This is a genomic window from Ligilactobacillus sp. JN-6 (Y).1 (genome assembly GCF_058111525.1).
Genome location: NZ_CM176599.1, coordinates 1,016,948 through 1,036,138 on the forward strand (window position 1 = coordinate 1,016,948; position 19,191 = coordinate 1,036,138).

Annotated in this window: 15 protein-coding genes; 14 read left to right on the forward strand and 1 reads right to left on the reverse strand. The window is 39.0% G+C overall.

All coding sequences use genetic code 11. From position 1 onward, the window contains the following. Positions 1-35: 35 nt before the first annotated feature. The 5 genes from AC3XNE_RS04760 (at position 36) to pflA (ending at position 6,580) form a co-directional block, all read left to right on the forward strand. The gene (locus AC3XNE_RS04760; protein ID WP_489833165.1) at positions 36-554 is read left to right on the forward strand and encodes a DoxX family membrane protein; all 519 of its coding nucleotides are present in this window, start codon (positions 36-38) and stop codon (positions 552-554) included. A gap of 161 nt (positions 555-715) precedes the next feature. After that, entirely contained in the window at positions 716-1,012 is a 297-nt protein-coding gene (locus tag AC3XNE_RS04765) for a hypothetical protein (RefSeq protein WP_489833166.1), read from the forward strand. A 207-nt stretch (positions 1,013-1,219) separates the two neighbouring features. After that, positions 1,220-2,515 carry an adenylosuccinate synthase gene (locus AC3XNE_RS04770; protein ID WP_489833167.1) on the forward strand — a complete coding sequence of 432 codons (1,296 nt, stop codon included), beginning with the start codon at positions 1,220-1,222 and terminating at the stop codon, positions 2,513-2,515. An 899-nt stretch (positions 2,516-3,414) separates the two neighbouring features. Then, complete coding sequence (gene pflB / locus AC3XNE_RS04775) at positions 3,415-5,667, forward strand: formate C-acetyltransferase (RefSeq protein WP_489833372.1); 2,253 nt, start codon at positions 3,415-3,417, stop codon at positions 5,665-5,667. Between the two features lie 43 nt (positions 5,668-5,710). Then, positions 5,711-6,580 (forward strand): pyruvate formate-lyase-activating protein, encoded by an 870-nt coding sequence (gene pflA, locus AC3XNE_RS04780; protein ID WP_489833168.1) that lies wholly within the window; start codon positions 5,711-5,713, stop codon positions 6,578-6,580. A gap of 124 nt (positions 6,581-6,704) precedes the next feature. Here pflA and AC3XNE_RS04785 read toward each other — a convergent pair whose 3' ends face one another. Then, entirely contained in the window at positions 6,705-7,769 is a 1,065-nt protein-coding gene (locus AC3XNE_RS04785; protein WP_489833169.1) for a zinc-dependent alcohol dehydrogenase family protein, read from the reverse strand. Between the two features lie 215 nt (positions 7,770-7,984). Here AC3XNE_RS04785 and AC3XNE_RS04790 point away from each other — a divergent pair, with 215 nt between their 5' ends. The 9 genes from AC3XNE_RS04790 to AC3XNE_RS04830 all read left to right on the forward strand — a co-directional run bounded on the left by AC3XNE_RS04790 (position 7,985) and on the right by AC3XNE_RS04830 (position 19,172). Continuing rightward, positions 7,985-9,283, forward strand: coding sequence for a nucleobase:cation symporter-2 family protein (locus tag AC3XNE_RS04790; RefSeq protein WP_489833170.1), 1,299 nt, complete (start codon positions 7,985-7,987; stop codon positions 9,281-9,283). A gap of 193 nt (positions 9,284-9,476) precedes the next feature. Continuing rightward, positions 9,477-11,219, forward strand: coding sequence for a LytS/YhcK type 5TM receptor domain-containing protein (locus AC3XNE_RS04795; protein ID WP_489833171.1), 1,743 nt, complete (start codon positions 9,477-9,479; stop codon positions 11,217-11,219). Then, entirely contained in the window at positions 11,219-11,950 is a 732-nt protein-coding gene (locus AC3XNE_RS04800) for a LytTR family transcriptional regulator DNA-binding domain-containing protein (protein ID WP_489833172.1), read from the forward strand. The genes AC3XNE_RS04795 and AC3XNE_RS04800 overlap by 1 nt, the downstream gene beginning before the upstream one ends. A gap of 170 nt (positions 11,951-12,120) precedes the next feature. Next, on the forward strand, positions 12,121-12,570 hold the full coding sequence (locus AC3XNE_RS04805) for a CidA/LrgA family protein (RefSeq protein ID WP_489833173.1): 450 nt from the start codon (positions 12,121-12,123) through the stop codon (positions 12,568-12,570). Next, on the forward strand, positions 12,567-13,292 hold the full coding sequence (gene lrgB / locus AC3XNE_RS04810; RefSeq protein WP_489833174.1) for an antiholin-like protein LrgB: 726 nt from the start codon (positions 12,567-12,569) through the stop codon (positions 13,290-13,292). Before AC3XNE_RS04805 ends, lrgB begins: the two co-directional genes overlap by 4 nt. 286 nt (positions 13,293-13,578) lie before the next feature. After that, on the forward strand, positions 13,579-14,913 hold the full coding sequence (locus AC3XNE_RS04815; RefSeq protein WP_489833175.1) for an NCS2 family permease: 1,335 nt from the start codon (positions 13,579-13,581) through the stop codon (positions 14,911-14,913). Between the two features lie 46 nt (positions 14,914-14,959). Then, complete coding sequence (locus AC3XNE_RS04820; RefSeq protein ID WP_489833176.1) at positions 14,960-16,741, forward strand: adenine deaminase; 1,782 nt, start codon at positions 14,960-14,962, stop codon at positions 16,739-16,741. Positions 16,742-16,956: 215 nt separating this feature from the next. After that, positions 16,957-17,874, forward strand: coding sequence for a metal ABC transporter solute-binding protein (locus AC3XNE_RS04825; protein WP_489833177.1), 918 nt, complete (start codon positions 16,957-16,959; stop codon positions 17,872-17,874). Positions 17,875-18,263: 389 nt separating this feature from the next. Then, entirely contained in the window at positions 18,264-19,172 is a 909-nt protein-coding gene (locus AC3XNE_RS04830; protein ID WP_489833178.1) for a PLP-dependent cysteine synthase family protein, read from the forward strand. Positions 19,173-19,191: the final 19 nt, after the last annotated feature.

The window sequence follows — 19,191 nt, forward strand, 5'->3', positions numbered from 1 at the left end:
GGCCAACCATTCTAAGCTTATTGGAGGTAGGTTCTATGGGAAACTGGTTAAAAAATTCAAGAAGCGGTTTAGTAGTAGTAACACTTGTCCGACTTTTTGCAGGAGTTGAATGGCTGGCCGCCGGAGTAGGCAAATTTACTGGAGATTTTTCAGCGAAATCTTTTATAGTACATGCGATCGATCATCCAGTTCAAGATGATTTTGGTAGAGTTGCGTATCCTTGGTTTACCTCTTTTTTAAAAGAAGTAGTCCGCCCTCAAATAGGATTATTTGATTTCCTAGTTCAATATGGCGAGTTATTGATCGGGCTCGGTTTAATTTTAGGGACGTTGACTACGATTGCTAACTTTTTTGGCTTAGCGCTTAATTTTGTTTATTTGTTAGCTGGTTCGATCTCAACTAACCCTCTGTTGTTACTGTTAGAGATCATTATTTTACTTGCAGGCGCCAATCGTTTTAAAATCGGTTTTGATTACTGGTTAATTCCTTATCTACACAGAAAGCTCCCATTTTTGGATCGAAAGAAAAAGAAGTATGAATTACATTTTTATTGATAAAAGTAAGTGAGTTTAGGTAGTAGACTCAAACTTTTAAAAAGGAGACGGAAATTTCCGCCTCCTTTTTTGCTTATATAATTATTTAACCAGAAATGTAAGTGACAAAAATAATGTAAATGAGATAATAGTGGTAAATACTTTAAGAATGGAATGACTATATGAGATCTAATAAAGCTATCGCGGCCCGGGCCAACCAGTTGTTGACGATTTTTAAAGTGGAAAATGCCGCTAGTGGTGCGAAAGTACAAGAAATTATTAGCCAAGCACAAAAAAAGTTAGATAAACGTCAGATCCCGCCACAAAAAGTCATCGAAGATGTTGTGTTGGAGATGTATTCTTTAAAAGTTAAGGGCAGCGTTACTATTAATGACGCGACATTTAAGACGTTAAAGGAAATGGAAAAACTAGCTCGTGAACGCAGTTGGTTGCCTTTTAGACGTTATGATCCTTGGTGATATTAAAATCCTAACAAAATAATTGTGTACAGTCTTTTTTGACTATTATTTGCAGATAAAGTTCGTTAATTTAACTTTTTATGTTTTGCGTTTGCAATAATATTCGGTTTTAGCTTGAATGATCGTAGCTGCTTTGTTACAATTAGCGAGGTGTGTTTGAAAGCACAAAGTCAAATTCTCAACAATTAAATTAATGAGGTGAATGCAATGTCATCAGTAGTAGTAGTTGGCAGCCAATGGGGCGACGAAGGAAAAGGGAAGATCACAGACTTCCTTAGCCATGATGCTGAGGTTATCGCACGGTATCAAGGCGGCGATAACGCTGGACATACGATCGCGTTTAACGGGGAAACATATAAGTTGCGTCTGATCCCGTCGGGTATCTTTTATCATGATAAAATTAGCGTGATCGGCAATGGGGTTGTTTTAAATCCGAAGTCTCTCACGCAAGAAATTGACTATTTGCATGATGAGGGGATCTCGACTGATAATTTACGAGTTTCAGACCGAGCTCACGTTATTTTGCCGTACCATATAGTTTTAGATAAATTACAGGAAAAATCTAAAAAAGATAATAAGATCGGTACTACTGCTCATGGCATTGGTCCTGCTTATATGGATAAGGCTGCGAGGATCGGGATCCGTGTTGCTGACTTACTGGACAAAGACATTTTTGCAGCTCAGCTAAAAGTGAATTTGGAAGAAAAAAATCGTTTGTTTAAAAATATGTATGACTATGACGGGCAACTGCTTGACTTTGACCAAATCTTTGACGAGTACTATGAATATGGTCAACGTATCAAGGATTATGTAACTGATACTTCAGTTGTTTTAAATGATGCGTTAGATGCCGGCAAACGTGTGCTTTTTGAAGGTGCACAAGGCGTCATGTTGGATCTTGATCAAGGGACTTATCCGTTTGTAACCTCGTCCAACCCTGTCGCTGGCGGTGTAACGATCGGCAGTGGCGTCGGCCCTTCTAAGATCAATAAGGTGGTGGGTGTATGTAAAGCATATACATCAAGAGTCGGTGACGGACCATTTCCAACAGAACTGTTTGATGAAATTGGTGATCATATCAGAGAGGTTGGGCATGAGTACGGAACGGTTACGAAGCGTCCACGTCGTATTGGGTGGTTTGATAGCGTGGTAATGCGTCATGCCAAACGAGTATCAGGGTTGACCAACCTTTCTTTGAATTGTCTTGACATTTTGACTGGTCTTGATGAATTGAAGATCTGTACATCTTATGACTTGAATGGAGAAAAAATTTATCATTATCCAGCAAATTTGGAAGACCTGAAAGCTTGCAAACCAATTTATGAGACACTTCCTGGTTGGACCGAAGACATCACCTCATGCAAGACTTTGGAAGATCTGCCGGAAAATGCTCGGGCATATTTGCATCGCGTCCAAGATTTAGTCGGCGTAAAAATTTCAACTTTTTCTGTAGGCCCAGATCGTGATCAGACTAATGTTTTAGATAATGTTTGGGGCATCTGATAGATACGAATAGGTGAGTTGATCAAAATTTAAATCAAAAAATAAAGTCGGCTAAACGTGTTGTTTGGCTGGCTTTTTAGCGCTTGCCTGAATTTGAAAGGGAACGTAGGCAAAATTTTAAAGTTTTAGGAAATTATATTTTTCAAATATACAAATTCATTAAGAGTATATTCACTGGTAAATCAAGATTTTCTCTTAAATTTGTAGCAGATATTTTGCTTTTATACAGAAAATATTGAGTAAGGGGAATGATCCAAAAATTTTTTTGACGAGCAATAACTTGCTGTCCTAAGAGAAAACATGTCAAGTAAAATATTTGAACAATATTCGTACTTTTATTTACATATCTGGCGCGGTAAAATAAGGAAGTGTTAAGTAATCGGAACGGACGTTTGAGCGTCGTTGAATTCGGTATTGGAGGAATGTTGCATGTCATTAACAGCTAAGGCCTCAACTGAAAAATTGGTTGAAACAGTGATGGAAAGGCGTTCGTGTTCTTATCAAGAGGCAATTTTATTTTTACTGCGGTACGCGCAGAGATCTAAAAACTAGATAATTAATGAAACTAGGGCTGGGATTATACAGCTCTTTTTTTAATATAAATAGTGAAAGACGAAACAAATTAGATAATTTATTTTATGTTTTGCAAAATATTGTGAACTATATAACTGAATTTTATAGGTTATCCAAGAGACTTTCATTTTATAAGTTCCTTTTTAAAAAGGATTGTATGCGCTAACACAAAAAACAAAATCACCATATTTTTCTTGAATTCTTTGTGAAATGTGATTAAAAACCAAGGATATTTAATGTTGAAATGAATCACAAAGTGTTGTACTATAAAGTGGAAGAAAGCGTTTGAACTAACGTTTTCAAATTTGGGGAGGTTATTTATTATGATGAACAAAGTTGAAGAAAAAGTATCTTCTGCTTGGGATGGATTCAAAAAAGGTCAATGGCAATCGGAAATTGATATCCGTGATTTCATTGAGAAAAACTATGCCCAGTATAATGGTGATGAATCATTCCTGCAGGGTCCGACTGACGCAACTACTAAGTTAAATGACGAATTAACTGAATTAAAGATGAAACAACGTAAAGTTGGCGTTTTAGATGCTGATACTAAAGTTGTTTCCACTATCACTTCTCATGCTCCTGGTTATCTTGATAAAGATTTAGAAAAAATTGTTGGTTTACAAACTGACAAGCCTTTAAAACGTTCATTGATGCCACAAGGCGGTATTCGTATGGCTAAAGATGCTTTGGAAACTAACGGTTATAAACTCGATCCAGAAGTAGAATACTTCTATAGCAAGATCCAGAAATCACATAACCAAGGTGTCTTTGATGCTTATGACGAAGATATTCGTAAGGCACGCCATAACAAGATCTTGACTGGTTTGCCTGATGCATACGGACGTGGCCGGATCGTTGCTGATTTCCCACGTGTTGCTTTGTATGGTATTGATCGTTTGATCGAAGAAAAGGTGCATGACTTGGATCTAACTGGTGACGGTGAAATGACTAGTGATGTTATCGACAAACGTGAGCACATCTCTGACCAGATCCGTGCCTTGAAAGACATGAAGACAATGGCTGAATCATATGGCTATGATATTTCTAAGCCAGCCGTTAATGCGCAAGAAGCTATTCAATGGGTCTATTTTGGTTACTTGGCAGCTATCAAAACACAAAATGGTGCTGCAATGTCTATTGGCCGTGTTGATACATTTATGGATATTTATATCAATCGTGATATCGAACGTGGTGTCCTGACAGAAAAAGATGCCCAAGAATTGATCGACCAATTTACTATGAAATTACGGATGGTCTTCTTCATGCGGACACCGGAATATAATTCATTGTTCACTGGTGATCCTATCTGGGCAACATTATCATTGGCTGGTACAGGATTAGATGGCCGTCATCACGTAACTAAGACAGCTTATCGTTTCTTGAACACTTTGCATAATATGGGTGCTGCTCCTGAACCAAACATCACTTTACTTTGGTCAGACGATTTGCCTATGACGTTCAAACGTTATGCTTCAAGTGTTTCGATCGAGAGTTCAACTATTCAGTACGAAAATGACGATTTGATGAAGAGACAATGGGGTACAGATTACTACGGCATCGCTTGCTGTGTTTCTGCACAACCAGTTGACTCAGGTGTCCAATTCTTCGGTGCTCGTGCTAACTTAGCCAAGACGGTTCTGTATGCCTTGAATGAAGGTCGTGACGAGATCACTGGTCTGCAAGTTGGGCCTGAATTGAAGAAGATGAGTTCAGAGTATATTGATTATGATGAATTCATGGACAAATTAGATAAGATGATGGACTGGTTGGCTGACGTCTATGTTAACGCACTGAATGTTATTCATTATATGCATGACAAGTATTACTATGAATCCGCACAGTTGGCATTGAAGAACACTGATTTGGATTACACATTCGCTACGGGTCTTTCAGGCTTGTCAGTAGCTGCTGATTCGATCTCAGCTATCAAATATGGCCATGTTAAAGCTATCCGTAATGAAGATGGTTTGACAGTTGACTTTAAGGCTGACAATGAATATCCACGTTATGGTAATAATGATGATCGTGCTGATGAGATCGTTACATGGTTAGTTAAGACAATGTACGAGAAGATGAACACACATCATTTGTATAGAGATGCTGAATTGTCAACTTCTGCCTTAACAATTACTTCAAACGTTGTTTACGGTAAAAACACAGGTGCTACTCCTAATGGACGTGAACAAGGCGAACCATTTGTTCCAGGTGCTAACCCAGCATATGGTGCTGATGTTTCTGGTGCTTTGGCTTCATTGCTTTCAGTTGCTAAGATCCCTTACAAGTATGCAACAGATGGTATTTCTAACACATTTGCTGTAACACCAACAACACTTGGTAAAGTTGAAGATGAACAAGAAGATACACTGGTAAATATGATCGATGGTTATATGAAGAATAACGGTCATCACGTTAATGTCAATGTCTTCAAGCGTGAAACATTGATCGATGCTCAAAAACATCCAGAACAATATCCAACATTGACGATCCGTGTTTCTGGTTATTGCGTATACTTTGCTGATTTGACTAAAGAACAACAGGATGATGTTATTTCCAGAACATTCCATACTTCAATGTAATTGTAGGTACAGTTATTAGAAGCAGGGGGTTAAGAGAGAGATTATGAGTACAGAAACTAGAACAAGAACAAGGAAAACACGTAAGAGAAACCCACGGTTGCGGCCATTGCCTACTCGTGACGGACAAGTCGAAGGTTATGTTCATTCGATCGAGACCTTTGGTGCTGTTGATGGGCCAGGTATTCGCTTTGTAGCCTTTATGCAAGGCTGCAATATGCGCTGTAAATTCTGCCATAACCCTGATACTTGGAAGAAAAATGTCGGAACTAAGATGACATCAGATGAGATTTTAGATCAGGCATTATCTTATAAAGCTTTTTGGGGAGATAAAGGTGGGATCACCCTGTCAGGTGGCGAGATCTTATTGCAAATAGAGTTTGCTACAGAACTTTTTACCAAATGTAAGAAGTTAGGGATCAGTACTTGCTTGGATACCTGTGGCCAACCATTTACTCGTCGTGAACCTTGGTTTAGCCAGTTTAACAAGTTGCTGGATGTTACGGATATCATTTTGCTAGATATTAAGCACATCAATTCCGAAGAGCACAAGAAGTTGACGGGATATCCTAATGACAATATTCTAGATCTGGCTCGTTATCTTTCTGAGATCGGTAAACCGATGTGGGTCAGACAGGTTTTGATCCCGACGATCACCGACAATGATAAATTCCTAACTGAAACTGGTGACTTCGTTAAGACATTGCATAACGTCGAAAAATTCGAGGTTTTGCCTTACCATACGATGGGTGTGCATAAGTATGCTGAGATGGGTGTGAAATATCGCCTTGAAGGGATCGAACCTCCATCTGACGAGCAGGTTGCAAATGCCCAGAAATTATTGCGTTGTGCTGACTATCAAGGTTACCGGAATTGGCAACCAGGAGATTCAACTTTAGAAGATCCTGTAAGTTGAGATAAAACAGGGTGCAAACAGGCTTGATTTATTGCTTGTTGGAACTCGATCATAAGAAAAAAGTTGATGTGAGCTGTCTTTATGCAGATCACGTCAACTTTTTTATTTTAAAATACCGCTTTGATCAGTCAGCAGCTATTTGGAGCACTCCTGCACCTTTGACATCACCGACTGCTAGATAGTGTAAGGCTTCTTGAGCTTGGTCTAAAGAATATTTTCTTGTTTCAGGATGAATATTTAAACGACTAGCAAGCTTCAAAAATTCTTCACCATTTTTTCGGGTATTACTTTCTACGCTAGTGATCATTTTTTCGTGGAAAAGGTGTTGCTGATAATTTAATGGCGGAACATCGCTCATATGGATACCAGCTAAGGCTAATGTGCCGCCTGGCTTTAATCCTTCTAAAGCTTTGGGGATGATCTCGCCAGCCGGAGCAAAAATAATCGCTGAATCTAACAGCTCAGGTGGTAGGTCATAAGCACCAGCTGCCGAAGATGCCCCGAGCTTCAGAGCTAATTTTTGAGCGTGTTCACCACGAGTCAAAACATGGACTTTGATCCCTTGTTTAAGGGCTAGTTCGGCAGTGATGTGGGCAGAGCCGCCAAAACCATATAGCCCTAATGTACCGCCAGCGGGGACGTTTGCCTTAACATAGGCATGATAACCGATAATACCTGCACATAAAAGCGGTGCTGCTGTTGTTGATTCAAAAGAGTCAGGTATCGCATAAGCAAAAGCTTTATTGACTGTGGCGTATTGTGCGTATCCGCCGTCATGGTCCCAACCGGTATATTTTGAATTTGGACAGAGATTTTCATGCCCTGAACGACAAAAACTGCATTTTCCACATGTGTAACGAAGCCAGGGAATGCCAATCCTTTGACCAAGTTGAAAGCGACTCGTTTGTGGGCCGCAAGCGCATACTTCACCAATGATCTCATGACCGGGTGTGACCTGCTTTTGATGTAACGGTAGATCTCCTTCGGCTACGTGCAGATCTGTACGACAAACGCCACAAGTCAGTACTCTGACCAAAACTTCTCCAGCCTGAGGAGTTGGAACGTTTTTTGTAACTAATTGCAAAGGGCTTGGATCAGAATCTATTGGGCCTTGGGTATTGACCTCCCAGGCTTGCATCGTTGTTGGAATGTTACCTAAATTGACATTAATGTTTTTAGACTGCGTCATTTAGAACCCCCTCTTTTCTTTAATAGCGACACAGTGAACCTCTATATTGTCTATTATAAACGTGAGCGGCTTGCTTGTTTAATGAAAGCCTTTTGATATAAAAGCGTACAATAGCAAGTTATATATCATTAAAATTCAGTTTTACGTTGTTAATCAAAAAATATAGTGTTAAAATTTATACATCAATTAGTAAATATCGAACAAGGAGAAAAAGAGTGGAAAATACAGATAAATCGATCACTAAAAACTTTATTTTAGGGCTACAACATTTGCTGGCAATGTATTCGGGGGATATTTTAGTTCCCCTGTTGGTTGGTGGGGCATTACACTTTAATGCACAACAGATGACCTACTTAGTATCGATGGACATTTTCATGTGCGGTATCGCCACATTACTGCAGTTGAAAAGAACTCCGTGGACTGGGATAGCGATGCCCGTTGTTTTGGGATGTGCGGTTGAGTATGTGGCCCCTTTACAAAATATAGGAAATAATTTTGGCTGGGCATATATGTATGGTGGGATAATCGCTGCCGGTATCTTTATCATGTTGATCGCCGGGCCGTTTGCCAAATTACGCCGTTTTTTTCCACCAGTAGTTACGGGTTCTTTGATTACTTTGATCGGTTTCACTTTGATCCCTGTTGCTTTTCAAAATTTGGGTGGTGGTGATGCTTCAGCTAAAAGTTTCGGTACTCCGGTTAACTTATTCCTTGGGTTCACTACTGCTTTGATCATTATTGTGATCAATATTTGGGGTCGTGGTTTTTTCAAACAAATTTCTATTTTAGTTGGGATCTTGGCTGGAACATTACTTGCTATTATTTTAGGGGAAGTCGGCTTTTCACCGGTCAGCTCGGCTACTTGGTTCCAATTACCGGTCCCTTTTTATTTTGGAGTTCCCAAATTTGAATGGTCTTCGATCGCCACGATGATGCTAGCGGCTTTAACTTGTATGATAGAGTCAACTGGAGTTTATTATGCTTTAGCTGATGTAACGGGACGAAAGTTAAGTACAGATGATATGAAGCGTGGCTATCGTTCTGAAGGGTTAGCTGCTATTTTGGGTGGGATCTTTAATACCTTCCCATATTCCACTTTTTCTCAAAACGTTGGGATAGTACAACTTTCTGGCATCAAAAAATTGCGGCCCGTTTATTATTCGGCTGTATTGTTGTTGATTTTGGGACTGATCCCTAAGTTTGGCGCGATCGCTACTTTGATCCCAAGCTCGGTATTAGGCGGAGCGATGCTGGTAATGTTTGGTATGGTTGGTGCCCAAGGCATCAAAATGTTAGCAGAAGTTGAAATGAACAATAAGAATTTATTGGTTATGGCAGTTTCGATCGGCTTGGGTCTTGGTGTAACGACTCAGCCGTCTTTATTCCAATTTTTACCGCCTCAATTACAAACGATCCTTGGTAACGGGATGGTTATCGGTAGCTTTACTGCAGTTATTTTAAATATTTTTTTGAATCATACTAGTATCAAAGATCAAGTCGAAGAAGAAGTGTAATACATTAACAAGATGAATTATTTGAGTAAACAATATTTCCTTAATTTTTACAGGAAGATATTGTTTATTTTTTTGGCAGAGGAAATTTTGTTGTTCAACAGTTTAATTTTGTAATTGAGCTATAACAGTGACGTTTTGACAAATGTTTATGAAATAATATATTTGGTGTAGTATAAGGCTTGGAGGTAAGAAGATGTTTGATCTGTTGATATTACTGGCAGAGAGACTGGGCATCATCATGGTCTTAGCATTTTTGTTGGTAAATACTAGATTTTTCAGAGGATTGCTAGAAAAAAGGACTTTAAAAACACAAATTTGGTTGACTTTTATTTTTTCGTTATTTGTCATGATCGCTAATTTGACAGGTGTTGAAATTACCAACTCTAAAGAAGTTGTCACACCTTTGATCATCACTGGCTTACCGCAATCGGACTCGATCGCAAATACGCGGATGTTGGTGATCACTTCAGCAAGCTTGACCGGAGGGCCATATGTCGGCATATTGGTTGGCTTAGTTGGCGGTTTGCATCGAGTCATTTTTGGTGGATTTTCGGATTACTTTTATATTATTAGCTCAATATTGATCGGTTACCTGATCGGAGTTATGGGAGATAAAGTGAAGGAAGATAAGTTATACCCATCAACTCCTTGGGTGGTTATACTATCGTTTTCGGCAGAGTTGATACAAATGCTTTTTATTTTTATTTTTCATGGTATTGGACTGGTGAAGTTGATCTTTATCCCGATGGTTTTGTTAAATACCATTGGCTCCTGCTTGTTTATGGAAATATTGAAAACCTATTTATCTAACGAGAGACAATTACGAGCAGTACAGACCAAGGATGTTTTGGAATTGACAAATAAAACCTTGCCTTATTTTCGGAACGGGTTAAATTTTGATTCTGCACAACATGTTTGCCAAATAATCAAGGAATATACTAATTTCGATGCGGTGGGTCTGACAGACACGGAAAATGTCTTAGCTCATGTAGGCGCTGGTTCGGATCACCATATTGCAGGTGAGCCGGTGTTAACTGATCTTTCTAAGAGTGTAATAGCTAAAGGAAAAGAAAAACTCGCATTCAACCAAGAAGAAATTGGCTGCCCAGTGGCAAGTTGTCCTTTAAAAGCGGCAATCGTCCTTCCTTTGCGTGTCAATGAAAAAACTGTGGGTGCTTTAAAATTTTATTTTACTGAGCGAAGCAAGATGACAGTTGTTGAGGAAAATTTAGTGAATGGACTGGCGCTGATTTTTTCGGGACAATTAGCGATCGGGATCGCTGAAGAACAAACAAGTTTGCTAAACGAAGCTGAGATCAAAGCGTTACAGGTTCAGATCAGCCCCCACTTTTTCTTTAATGCGATCAACACTATTGGTGCATTAATGAGAGTGGACGTTGATAAAGCTCATGAAGCATTGATGCAGCTAAGTGCTTTTTTCCGTTCTAGTTTAAAGAATGGACAGGAAAAAGAAATTACTTTAGCACAAGAAAAGAAGCATGTTGATGCATATATGAGCATTGAAAAAATGCGTTTTCCGAACAAATTCAATTTGACTTATGACGTTGCTGTTCCAGATAATATTTTATTACCGTCATTTTGTTTACAAATATTTGTGGAAAATGCAGTGCGTCACGCATTTGGCAATAAGAAGAAAGATAATCAGATCTCCTTGCAGATCCATCGGATAGATGATAATTATTTTGAGATCATCGCTAAGGATAATGGTAATGGTGTTGATCCTAAAATTCTAGAAACAGTTGGGGAAAAGCCGGTGACGGAGTCTAAGGGCAGTGGGACTGCTTTATTTAATTTAAACCAACGTTTACAAGGATTATATGGCACTAAGAGTAAACTACAGGTCACAACAAGTTCTGAGGGGACAGTTTTTAAAACGATCATTCCAGTAAGCTTTCAGGAAGGAGCCAACGAATAATGAAAATTTTATTGGTCGATGATGAGCCTTTGGCGCGAGGGGAATTGGAATATTTGGTCAAACAAAGCTCGCTCCTAGCTGATGTTTCGTATGAGATCATTCAGGCTGAGGATCTTAAAGAGGCTCAAAGATCATTATTGAAAGAACATATAGATCTAATTTTTTTAGATATTTCTTTAAACGAAGAAAATGGGTTTGAATTGGCCGATGAGTTGAAGCAATTATCGTATTCTCCATTAATAATTTTTGCTACGGCCTATGATGATTATGCAGTTCGTGCTTTTAATGTCGATGCGCTAGATTATGTATTAAAACCGTTTGAACAAGAACGGATAGATCAGGCATTAAATAAAGCTTTAAAAACACTACAAGCTAGCTCTAGTTCAAATAACGATCAGCCCGTTAACGACATGTTGAGTATCGAGTTGGCTGATAGGAATGTTGTGATCAAAAAAGAAGACCTGGTCTCTGCTACTGTCAGTGACGGAATGCTAACTATTTCGACTGACGCTAATGAATATACCACTAAGAAGACACTTGCGTGGTTAAAGGATAAAATGACTGACTCTAAGTTTATGCAAGTTCACAGAAATAGTCTGGTCAATATCGAGAAGATCAAAGAAGTCCAACCCTGGTTCAATCATACTGCTTTATTGATCATGAATAACGACGATAAGGTACAAGTTGGTCGTTCGTATCAAAAGGAATTGGGACAGCGTTTGGGCATGTAAATTGAATATCTTCAAAACGGGATAAATGTGTTTGGCGTTTAAGTAAACGTTCTTGCATTTTAAGTCTCGTTTTTTGCATTTCAGCTCGGAAAGCCTTTCTAAAAATCTTTTTAGTCTAAGATAAACATATAGACAAGAGAGAGACAATATAAGAAAGGACCTGAAAAACTATGAAGAAAGAAAAAGAAACTAAGTCAGCACCGATTTTATTCCAGATGATGATCTATGCGGCGGTCTTATTCGTTTCGCAAATGATTTCATCTGTAATGCCGTCTTCCTTTCCAATACCAACTCCAGTGATCGGTTTGGTATTGTTGTATGCTTTGCTGACGGCACACATTATCAAAATAGAGTGGGTGGATTCATTTGGTAGTGCAATGATCTCAATGATCGGTTTCTTATTCGTTCCTTCAGGTATTTCATTGGCTGCCAACTTAGATATCATGAAAACTCAAGGTATTCAATTAGTGTTAGTTATTTTATTATCAACGGTTATTTTGTTAGTAGTTACAGCCTATACAGCACGGACGCTTGGCTGGTTCAAACAAAAAATCAGTGAGCATAAATCAAGTGCAGCAGGGCAAATCTCGCATAGTGCAGTAGGGGGCAACAAACAATGAGTTACCTAACAAATCCGCTTTTTGGTGTTTTCTTATCCTTAGCTGTATTCATGGTAGGACAGTGGCTCTTTAAAAAATCGAATGGCTTTTTCTTATTTCAACCGCTGTTTGTTGCTATGGTTTTAGGAATTGCCATCTTAGTAGTTTTGGGCAAGTCCTTCGATGTTAGCACAGCGCAAGTTTATGCAAGGGCTTATAAGCCAGGAGGAGACATTATTTTTTGGTTCTTAACTCCTGCTACGATCGCTTTTGCAGTGCCATTGTATAAACGAAATGATGTTGTGAAGAAAAACTGGGGGATCATTTTATCTAGTCTTGTGATCGGGACGATCGTATCACTATTTGTCATTACGATCGTTGCCAAATCATTCGGTTTAGACAAAATTGGTGTTGCTTCAATGCTTAGTCAGTCTGCAACTACTGCTATTGCTTTGCCATTAACAAGTGCTATTGGCGGAAATGCGTCAGTTACAGCAATGGCTTGTATTTTAAATGCTGTTATTATTTACGCTTTGGGTAATAAATTAGTCAAATGGTTCAAGTTAAAGGAAGATCCCGTTGGTGCTGGTTTGGGCCTTGGAACTGCCGGACATACGATCGGTTCAGCCTTTGCCTTAAAAATGGGATCGGTTGAAGGCGCAATGGCTGCAGTTGCGGTAGTCGTGATCGGTTTGGTCGATAATCTGGTCGTGCCCGTGTTTGCGCATTTGATGGGAATCTAAAAGATAATCATAGTCACCTGTTCATTATCGGAGCAGATGGCTTTTTTTTGTCTAATAAAAGGGACGATCGTTGATTAAAATTTGTATGCGATGTTTGCCTAAGTCCCTCTGTCTTAAAATAGCATAAGTTAATATAACGTACTTTATTAACTATAATCCGCAATATAGTTCGTTTATTATTTCATAAAACGAATTAATTTAAATTAATTACTGAAAACTTCTTGAAAAAGCGAATTATTGATGTAAAATTAAGTCATCGTTGGTCATTTTAAGGAGGACTCATACAGTGCTAGAAAAACTTTTTAAGCTCAAGGAACGAAAGACGAATGTTCGGACGGAATTTGTAGCTGGATTAACAACTTTTATGGCGATGGCATATGTTTTGGTCGTTCAGCCAAGTTCAGTTATGGGATTTGGAACGGGACAGACATTTACCGATATAAATGGAGTCGTTATTTCTAGAGGAGCATTAGTCGTTTTGACTGCTTTTGTTTCCGGGCTCATGACCTTGATCATGGGACTTTACGCTAACTTACCTTTTGCTTTGTCGACTGGGATGGGGACAAATTTTGTGTTAGGTGCCTTGATCCAGTCGGGGAAGCTTTCGTTTGGAAATAGTATGGTGATCGTCTTGATCAGTGGGATCATTTTTGTAGTCCTAACGGTCTTTGGTATTCGGGATGTTATCGTCAAAGCCATTCCTTTTAACATCAAGACTTCTATTTCAGTTGCGATCGGTTTTTTCATTACATACTTAGGGTTTAGTAATTCTGGGATCGGTAATTTTAAAGATGGGATCAGCTTGGGGAATTTTACTGACCCAAATGTTTTTCTAGCCATCCTCGGGCTGATATTGATCGCTGTAATGACACTTCATAAGGTCCCCGGGGCTTTATTGATCGGTATTATTGTGATCACGATCATAGGGATCCCCTTCGGTGTTACGAAAGTGCCAGCTCATTTTTTTGGCGTACCAAGGATGAGCGAGATCAGTCAATTGACTTTTTCATTTGATTTTAAAGGATTGGTCAATGGCAGTTCACTTGTTTTAATTTTCATCGCATTCTTCGGTGATTTCTTCTCTACATTAGGCACGGTTTTAGGTGTTAGCGAGAAAGCCGGCTTACTAGATGAAAATGGGAACCTCCCAGATATTCAAAAGCCTTTTATGGTCGACTCGATAGGGACAGTTTTAGGAGGCTTGTTGGGCTGTACATCTTTTGGGACTTTTGTTGAATCTTCCGCAGGAGTAGGGGCGGGTGGAAGGACCGGCTTATCTTCTGTATCAACGGCTGCTTTATTTTTTGTTTCAATTATGATCTCACCATTGTTCTTAATGATCCCGGATGCAGCAACTAGCCCTGTACTTATTTTTGTTGGATATAACATGATCTCATCGATCAAAAATATTGATTTTAGTGACTTTAGTGAGGCGTTTGGTCCGTTTATTATGATCATTTTTACTGCTTTTGCTGGCGGGATAGCTGCCGGTATCAGTGCTGGTATCCTAGCAGATGTTGCCATTAAGACATTTTCTAAAACTACTGGAGCAAAGAAGGAGGTTCATCCTTTGATGTATGTGATGTGTCTTCCTTTGATGGTTTATTTTGTATTTAACTGACCAGAAAATATTTATAGAAATAAAAAAATTGGAGGAATAATAGATAATGAAAAAGATAGCTACACCAGATCGGCGTGAATTATTGAAAGCAGCATTAGGAGAAATAAAAGCAGATTTGGCCGTAAAGAATACGCAGTATTTAAATTTATTTACTGGCGAGGAGTATCCTGCCACAATATTCATTCATAATGGGTTCGTTATTCATGTAGAAGCAGATGAGCTTGAGTCTGGGCTTGACAATGTCAAAGAAGTCATCGATGCTAAAGGAGCATACATCGTACCTGGATTGATAGATGCTCATGTGCATATTGAGAGTTCCATGCTTACACCGAGAAATTTTGCGGAAGCAGTTATCCCGCATGGAACGACAACAGTTATTACCGATCCGCATGAAGTTGGTAACGTTGCTGGTGAAGAGGCCGTTCGTTACATGCACGATGCTGGTCTGGACTTACCAATGAGACAATGGATCAATATTCCTTCTTCTGTTCCAGCTGTACCAGGATTGGAACAAGCGGGCGCTGTTTTTGATGCTGGTGTAGTAGATCGTTTGGCAAAATTAAAAAATGTTGTTGGCTTGGCGGAAATGATGGATTATAAGGGCGTAGAACAAGGGTCTGAGCGGACGATATCTATGATCGAGGCCGCAGAACGAAATGATTTATACGTTCAAGGCCATGTTCCTAATGAATTTGGGCGTGCATTAAGTGCCTACGCCGTGGGTGGCCCGACAACCGACCACGAAACTCGGACGGGTGAAGAAGCGAAAAGTAAATTACGCACTGGTATGTATCTAGATGCTAGAGAGTCTTCTATGGCTAAAAACATCGATGCCATTTGGTCCGGCGTTAAGGATCTGCCGTGGCGTGATCGTTTGGCATTATGTACTGATGATCGTGAGGCTGCCGATCTTTTAACAGACGGTCATTTGAACCACGTAGTTAATCGAATTATTGAAAATGGTATGCCAGCGATCGAAGCTGTTCGTGCAGCTTCTCTACATGCAGCACAAGAAGTTGGTGTTACCAATTTAGGCGCTATTGCTCCTGGATACGTGGCGGATTTCTTATTAGTCCGTGATCTGAAAAATTTTGAGCCAGAACAAGTCTATTTTGAAGGCAAATTGGTGGCTGAAAATGGAAAAATGGTAGTGCCGATCGAAGCTAAAGATTTTGACATTGAAAAAAGGAATACAGTTAATGTTTTACCTTTAACACTAGAAGATTTTCAATTAAAGGCTCCTAATGGGCAGCAAGATGGTAAAGTTAAGGTCAATGTTCCGGCTTATACAGACTATAAAGATTCTATGACACGTTTACAAGTAGAAGAGCATCAAGTAAATGGCGGTATCATAGATATTAGCGATGATCCTGATTTAGCTTATGTTATTACTATTAACCGTTATGGGAAACCGAATAGATCCGTGGGGCTGATCCGTCATTTTGGTGGAGTAGAAGGGGCAGTCGGAAGTACGATCGCTCATGATCACCATAATATGATGATCGTTTACCGTTATCCTGAAGCGGCTCAACGTGTGTATGAGGCTTTGGTAAAATGCGGCGGTGGGATCAGCTGTTCAAGCAAAGATGAATTGCTGCAAACTTTAGAGTTGCCGGTATTTGGATTAATGAGTAATGAAAGTTGTCTTGAAACTGCCAAAAAAGGCAGATCAATGGAAGAAACGTTAAGAAGTATTGGCTTGGACACTTTAAAGCCTCTATTACGTATCGTGACACTGGGCTTAACTGTGATCCCCGAGTTCAAATATAGCGATCTGGGGTTAGTAGATGTATTAGAGAGCAAATTGATACCAGTCTTCCCGGAATAGGCAAGAGGATAATATAAAATAAAAATGCAGTTTTAGAAATGAAGTATTGCTTTCTAAACTGCATTTTGTTTTGCTGAATTTGCTTGCTAACTAGCTGATATACGATTATTTACGGACAAAAGATATTTATATAGAAGGTGGTTTGTATTAAAGTCAGTCATATGATATTATCTTTAAAGAGTAATAATTACTATTTAAATGAGGAGATGGGGAACTTGGATAAAGTTAAACAAAACAGAAGTTTAGGGATAGTTCTTTTACTTATTTTATTAATTTTTGTAGGTGCAGGTTGTTCTAAAAATGCTACAAAAAAGGATACAAACAAAATCAAGATCACAGCGACTACAGATTTTTACGGTGAGGTTGCCAAGGCAGTAGTGGGAAATAAGGGTCAAGTCACATCAGTGATCAATAAACCTAATGTTGATCCTCACGATTACGATCCAACACCTAAGGTTGCAAAAGGGATCGCTGACTCACAAATAGTTATTGCTAATGGCGTTGGCTACGATAGTTGGATGAATAAGTTAGTTAAAAATAACGGCGGTAAGGCAAAGTATCTTAAAGTTGGAGAAAATATAATGGGCAAAAGAAGTGGGGATAATCCGCACCTTTGGTATGACCCTGATACTATGCCAAAATTAGCTAACAGGCTGGCAAGGGAACTGGGCAAAAAACAACCTAAAAATAAGAAATATTTTCAGAAAAATGCTCAAAAATATATTAATTCTTTGCAGCCAGTCGATAACAAGATAGAAAATTTGCAAAAAATAGCTGCTAAATCAGATAATAAAAAGGTTTATGTTTCAGAACCTGTTTTTGATTATGCGATAAAATCAATGGGGTTTAAGATCGGAGATAAAAAATTCGAAAATTCAGTTGAAAAAGGTACTGATCCTTCTCCACAAACAATTAGCGATATGCAAAAGAATATTAAACACCATAAAATTGCTTTTTTTGTATATAACTCGCAAGTTAGCGATAAAGTTGTGAATAATTTTGTCTCCTTAGCTAAGAAAAACAACGTACCAGTACTTAAGGTGACCGAAACTTTACCTGCCAAAAAGAATTATAAGCAATGGATGTCTGGGCAATATGATAATTTGCTGAAAATTTTAGACGAAGAAAAATAGGATCTGAATCTATAGGCAGTGCCAGTTAATGATCCGAAACAAAAGAAATCGTTGACAGTTAATTTTTTATTTTGTATATTTAGGTTAAATCACTCGGAGGTGTCATTATGATGCAATTTATGCTTAATGTAAATACTTGTTGCTGTCGAACAGTGCGTTTTTGGCGATGTTCGACCTGTTTGCATTAGCATTTTTGGGGAATAATGACCTTAAAGTGTTCAATGTCCACGTAGGTTGGCATTGAACTAAGGACGCTGGAATTCTGTTTATCAGGATCTGGCGTCTTTTTTTATAGCTGAAAACCGTGCTATTGCGCCTGATTCCGATAATGCTCATTGTCTGTCGAGCTTTTCTGCTCTGTTTTGTTGTTTAGAAAGGAAGTAAAACTTATGGCCATTCAATCTGTTTCACAATTGATCGGCAACACACCGTTGATCGATCTACAAATAAATGTGCCTAAACAAAGTCACATTTATGCTAAGTTGGAGATGTTTAATCCTGGCGGGAGTATTAAAGACCGTTTGGGTAAGTATATGTTACAAGATGGGATCGCTAAGGGAAAGATCAACCAGAAAACGACTATCATCGAGCCCACTGCGGGTAATACAGGGATCGGACTTGCTTTGGCCGCTCAGCAGCATCATTTAAAGACGATCCTGGTCGTTCCAGAAAAATTTAGTTTTGAAAAGCAACAATTGATGCAAGCTTTAGGAGCTAAACTTATTCATACTCCAAGTGAAGATGGGATCAAAGGTGCGATAGAAAAAGCGCGTGAACTTGAACGAAAAACGTCTAATAGTTATGTGCCCATGCAATTTGAAAATTCAGCTAATCCAGAAACTTATTACCTTACTTTGGCTCCTGAGTTGGTTTCTGAATTAGATAAGCCGGTGGATGCTTTTGTTGCTGGTGCTGGAAGTGGGGGAACATTTGCCGGGGTGGCGAAATATTTACAGGAACAGTATCCTGAGGTCAAAACAATTGTGGTTGAGCCTGAGGGTTCGATTTTAAATGGTGGTCCTGCTCATTCACATAGGACCGAAGGAATCGGGGTCGAATTTATTCCACCATTTTTCTCTGGTCTGCAGATCGATCAGACGATCACAGTTCCTGATAATGATGCATTTAAGGAAGTCAGACGAATGGCGCGGGAACAAGGACTTTTTATTGGCAGTTCTAGTGGGGCCGCACTTGCTGCAAGCCTCAAAGTCGCTGAAACCTTACCTGAGAATAGTAGTATCGTTACAATTTTTCCTGATAGCAGTGAACGATATATGAGTCAAAATATATATGAGTAAATTTGAAAAGTTACTTTTT

Coding starts and splice junctions, on each gene's coding strand:
- AC3XNE_RS04785 (WP_489833169.1), bottom strand. CDS start 7,769: ATGACGCAGTCTAAAAACATTAATGTCAATTTAGGTAACATTCCAACA.
- AC3XNE_RS04770 (WP_489833167.1), top strand. CDS start 1,220: ATGTCATCAGTAGTAGTAGTTGGCAGCCAATGGGGCGACGAAGGAAAA.
- AC3XNE_RS04805 (WP_489833173.1), top strand. CDS start 12,121: ATGAAGAAAGAAAAAGAAACTAAGTCAGCACCGATTTTATTCCAGATG.
- pflA (WP_489833168.1), top strand. CDS start 5,711: ATGAGTACAGAAACTAGAACAAGAACAAGGAAAACACGTAAGAGAAAC.
- AC3XNE_RS04765 (WP_489833166.1), top strand. CDS start 716: ATGAGATCTAATAAAGCTATCGCGGCCCGGGCCAACCAGTTGTTGACG.
- AC3XNE_RS04795 (WP_489833171.1), top strand. CDS start 9,477: ATGTTTGATCTGTTGATATTACTGGCAGAGAGACTGGGCATCATCATG.
- lrgB (WP_489833174.1), top strand. CDS start 12,567: ATGAGTTACCTAACAAATCCGCTTTTTGGTGTTTTCTTATCCTTAGCT.
- AC3XNE_RS04800 (WP_489833172.1), top strand. CDS start 11,219: ATGAAAATTTTATTGGTCGATGATGAGCCTTTGGCGCGAGGGGAATTG.
- AC3XNE_RS04760 (WP_489833165.1), top strand. CDS start 36: ATGGGAAACTGGTTAAAAAATTCAAGAAGCGGTTTAGTAGTAGTAACA.
- AC3XNE_RS04830 (WP_489833178.1), top strand. CDS start 18,264: ATGGCCATTCAATCTGTTTCACAATTGATCGGCAACACACCGTTGATC.
- pflB (WP_489833372.1), top strand. CDS start 3,415: ATGAACAAAGTTGAAGAAAAAGTATCTTCTGCTTGGGATGGATTCAAA.
- AC3XNE_RS04820 (WP_489833176.1), top strand. CDS start 14,960: ATGAAAAAGATAGCTACACCAGATCGGCGTGAATTATTGAAAGCAGCA.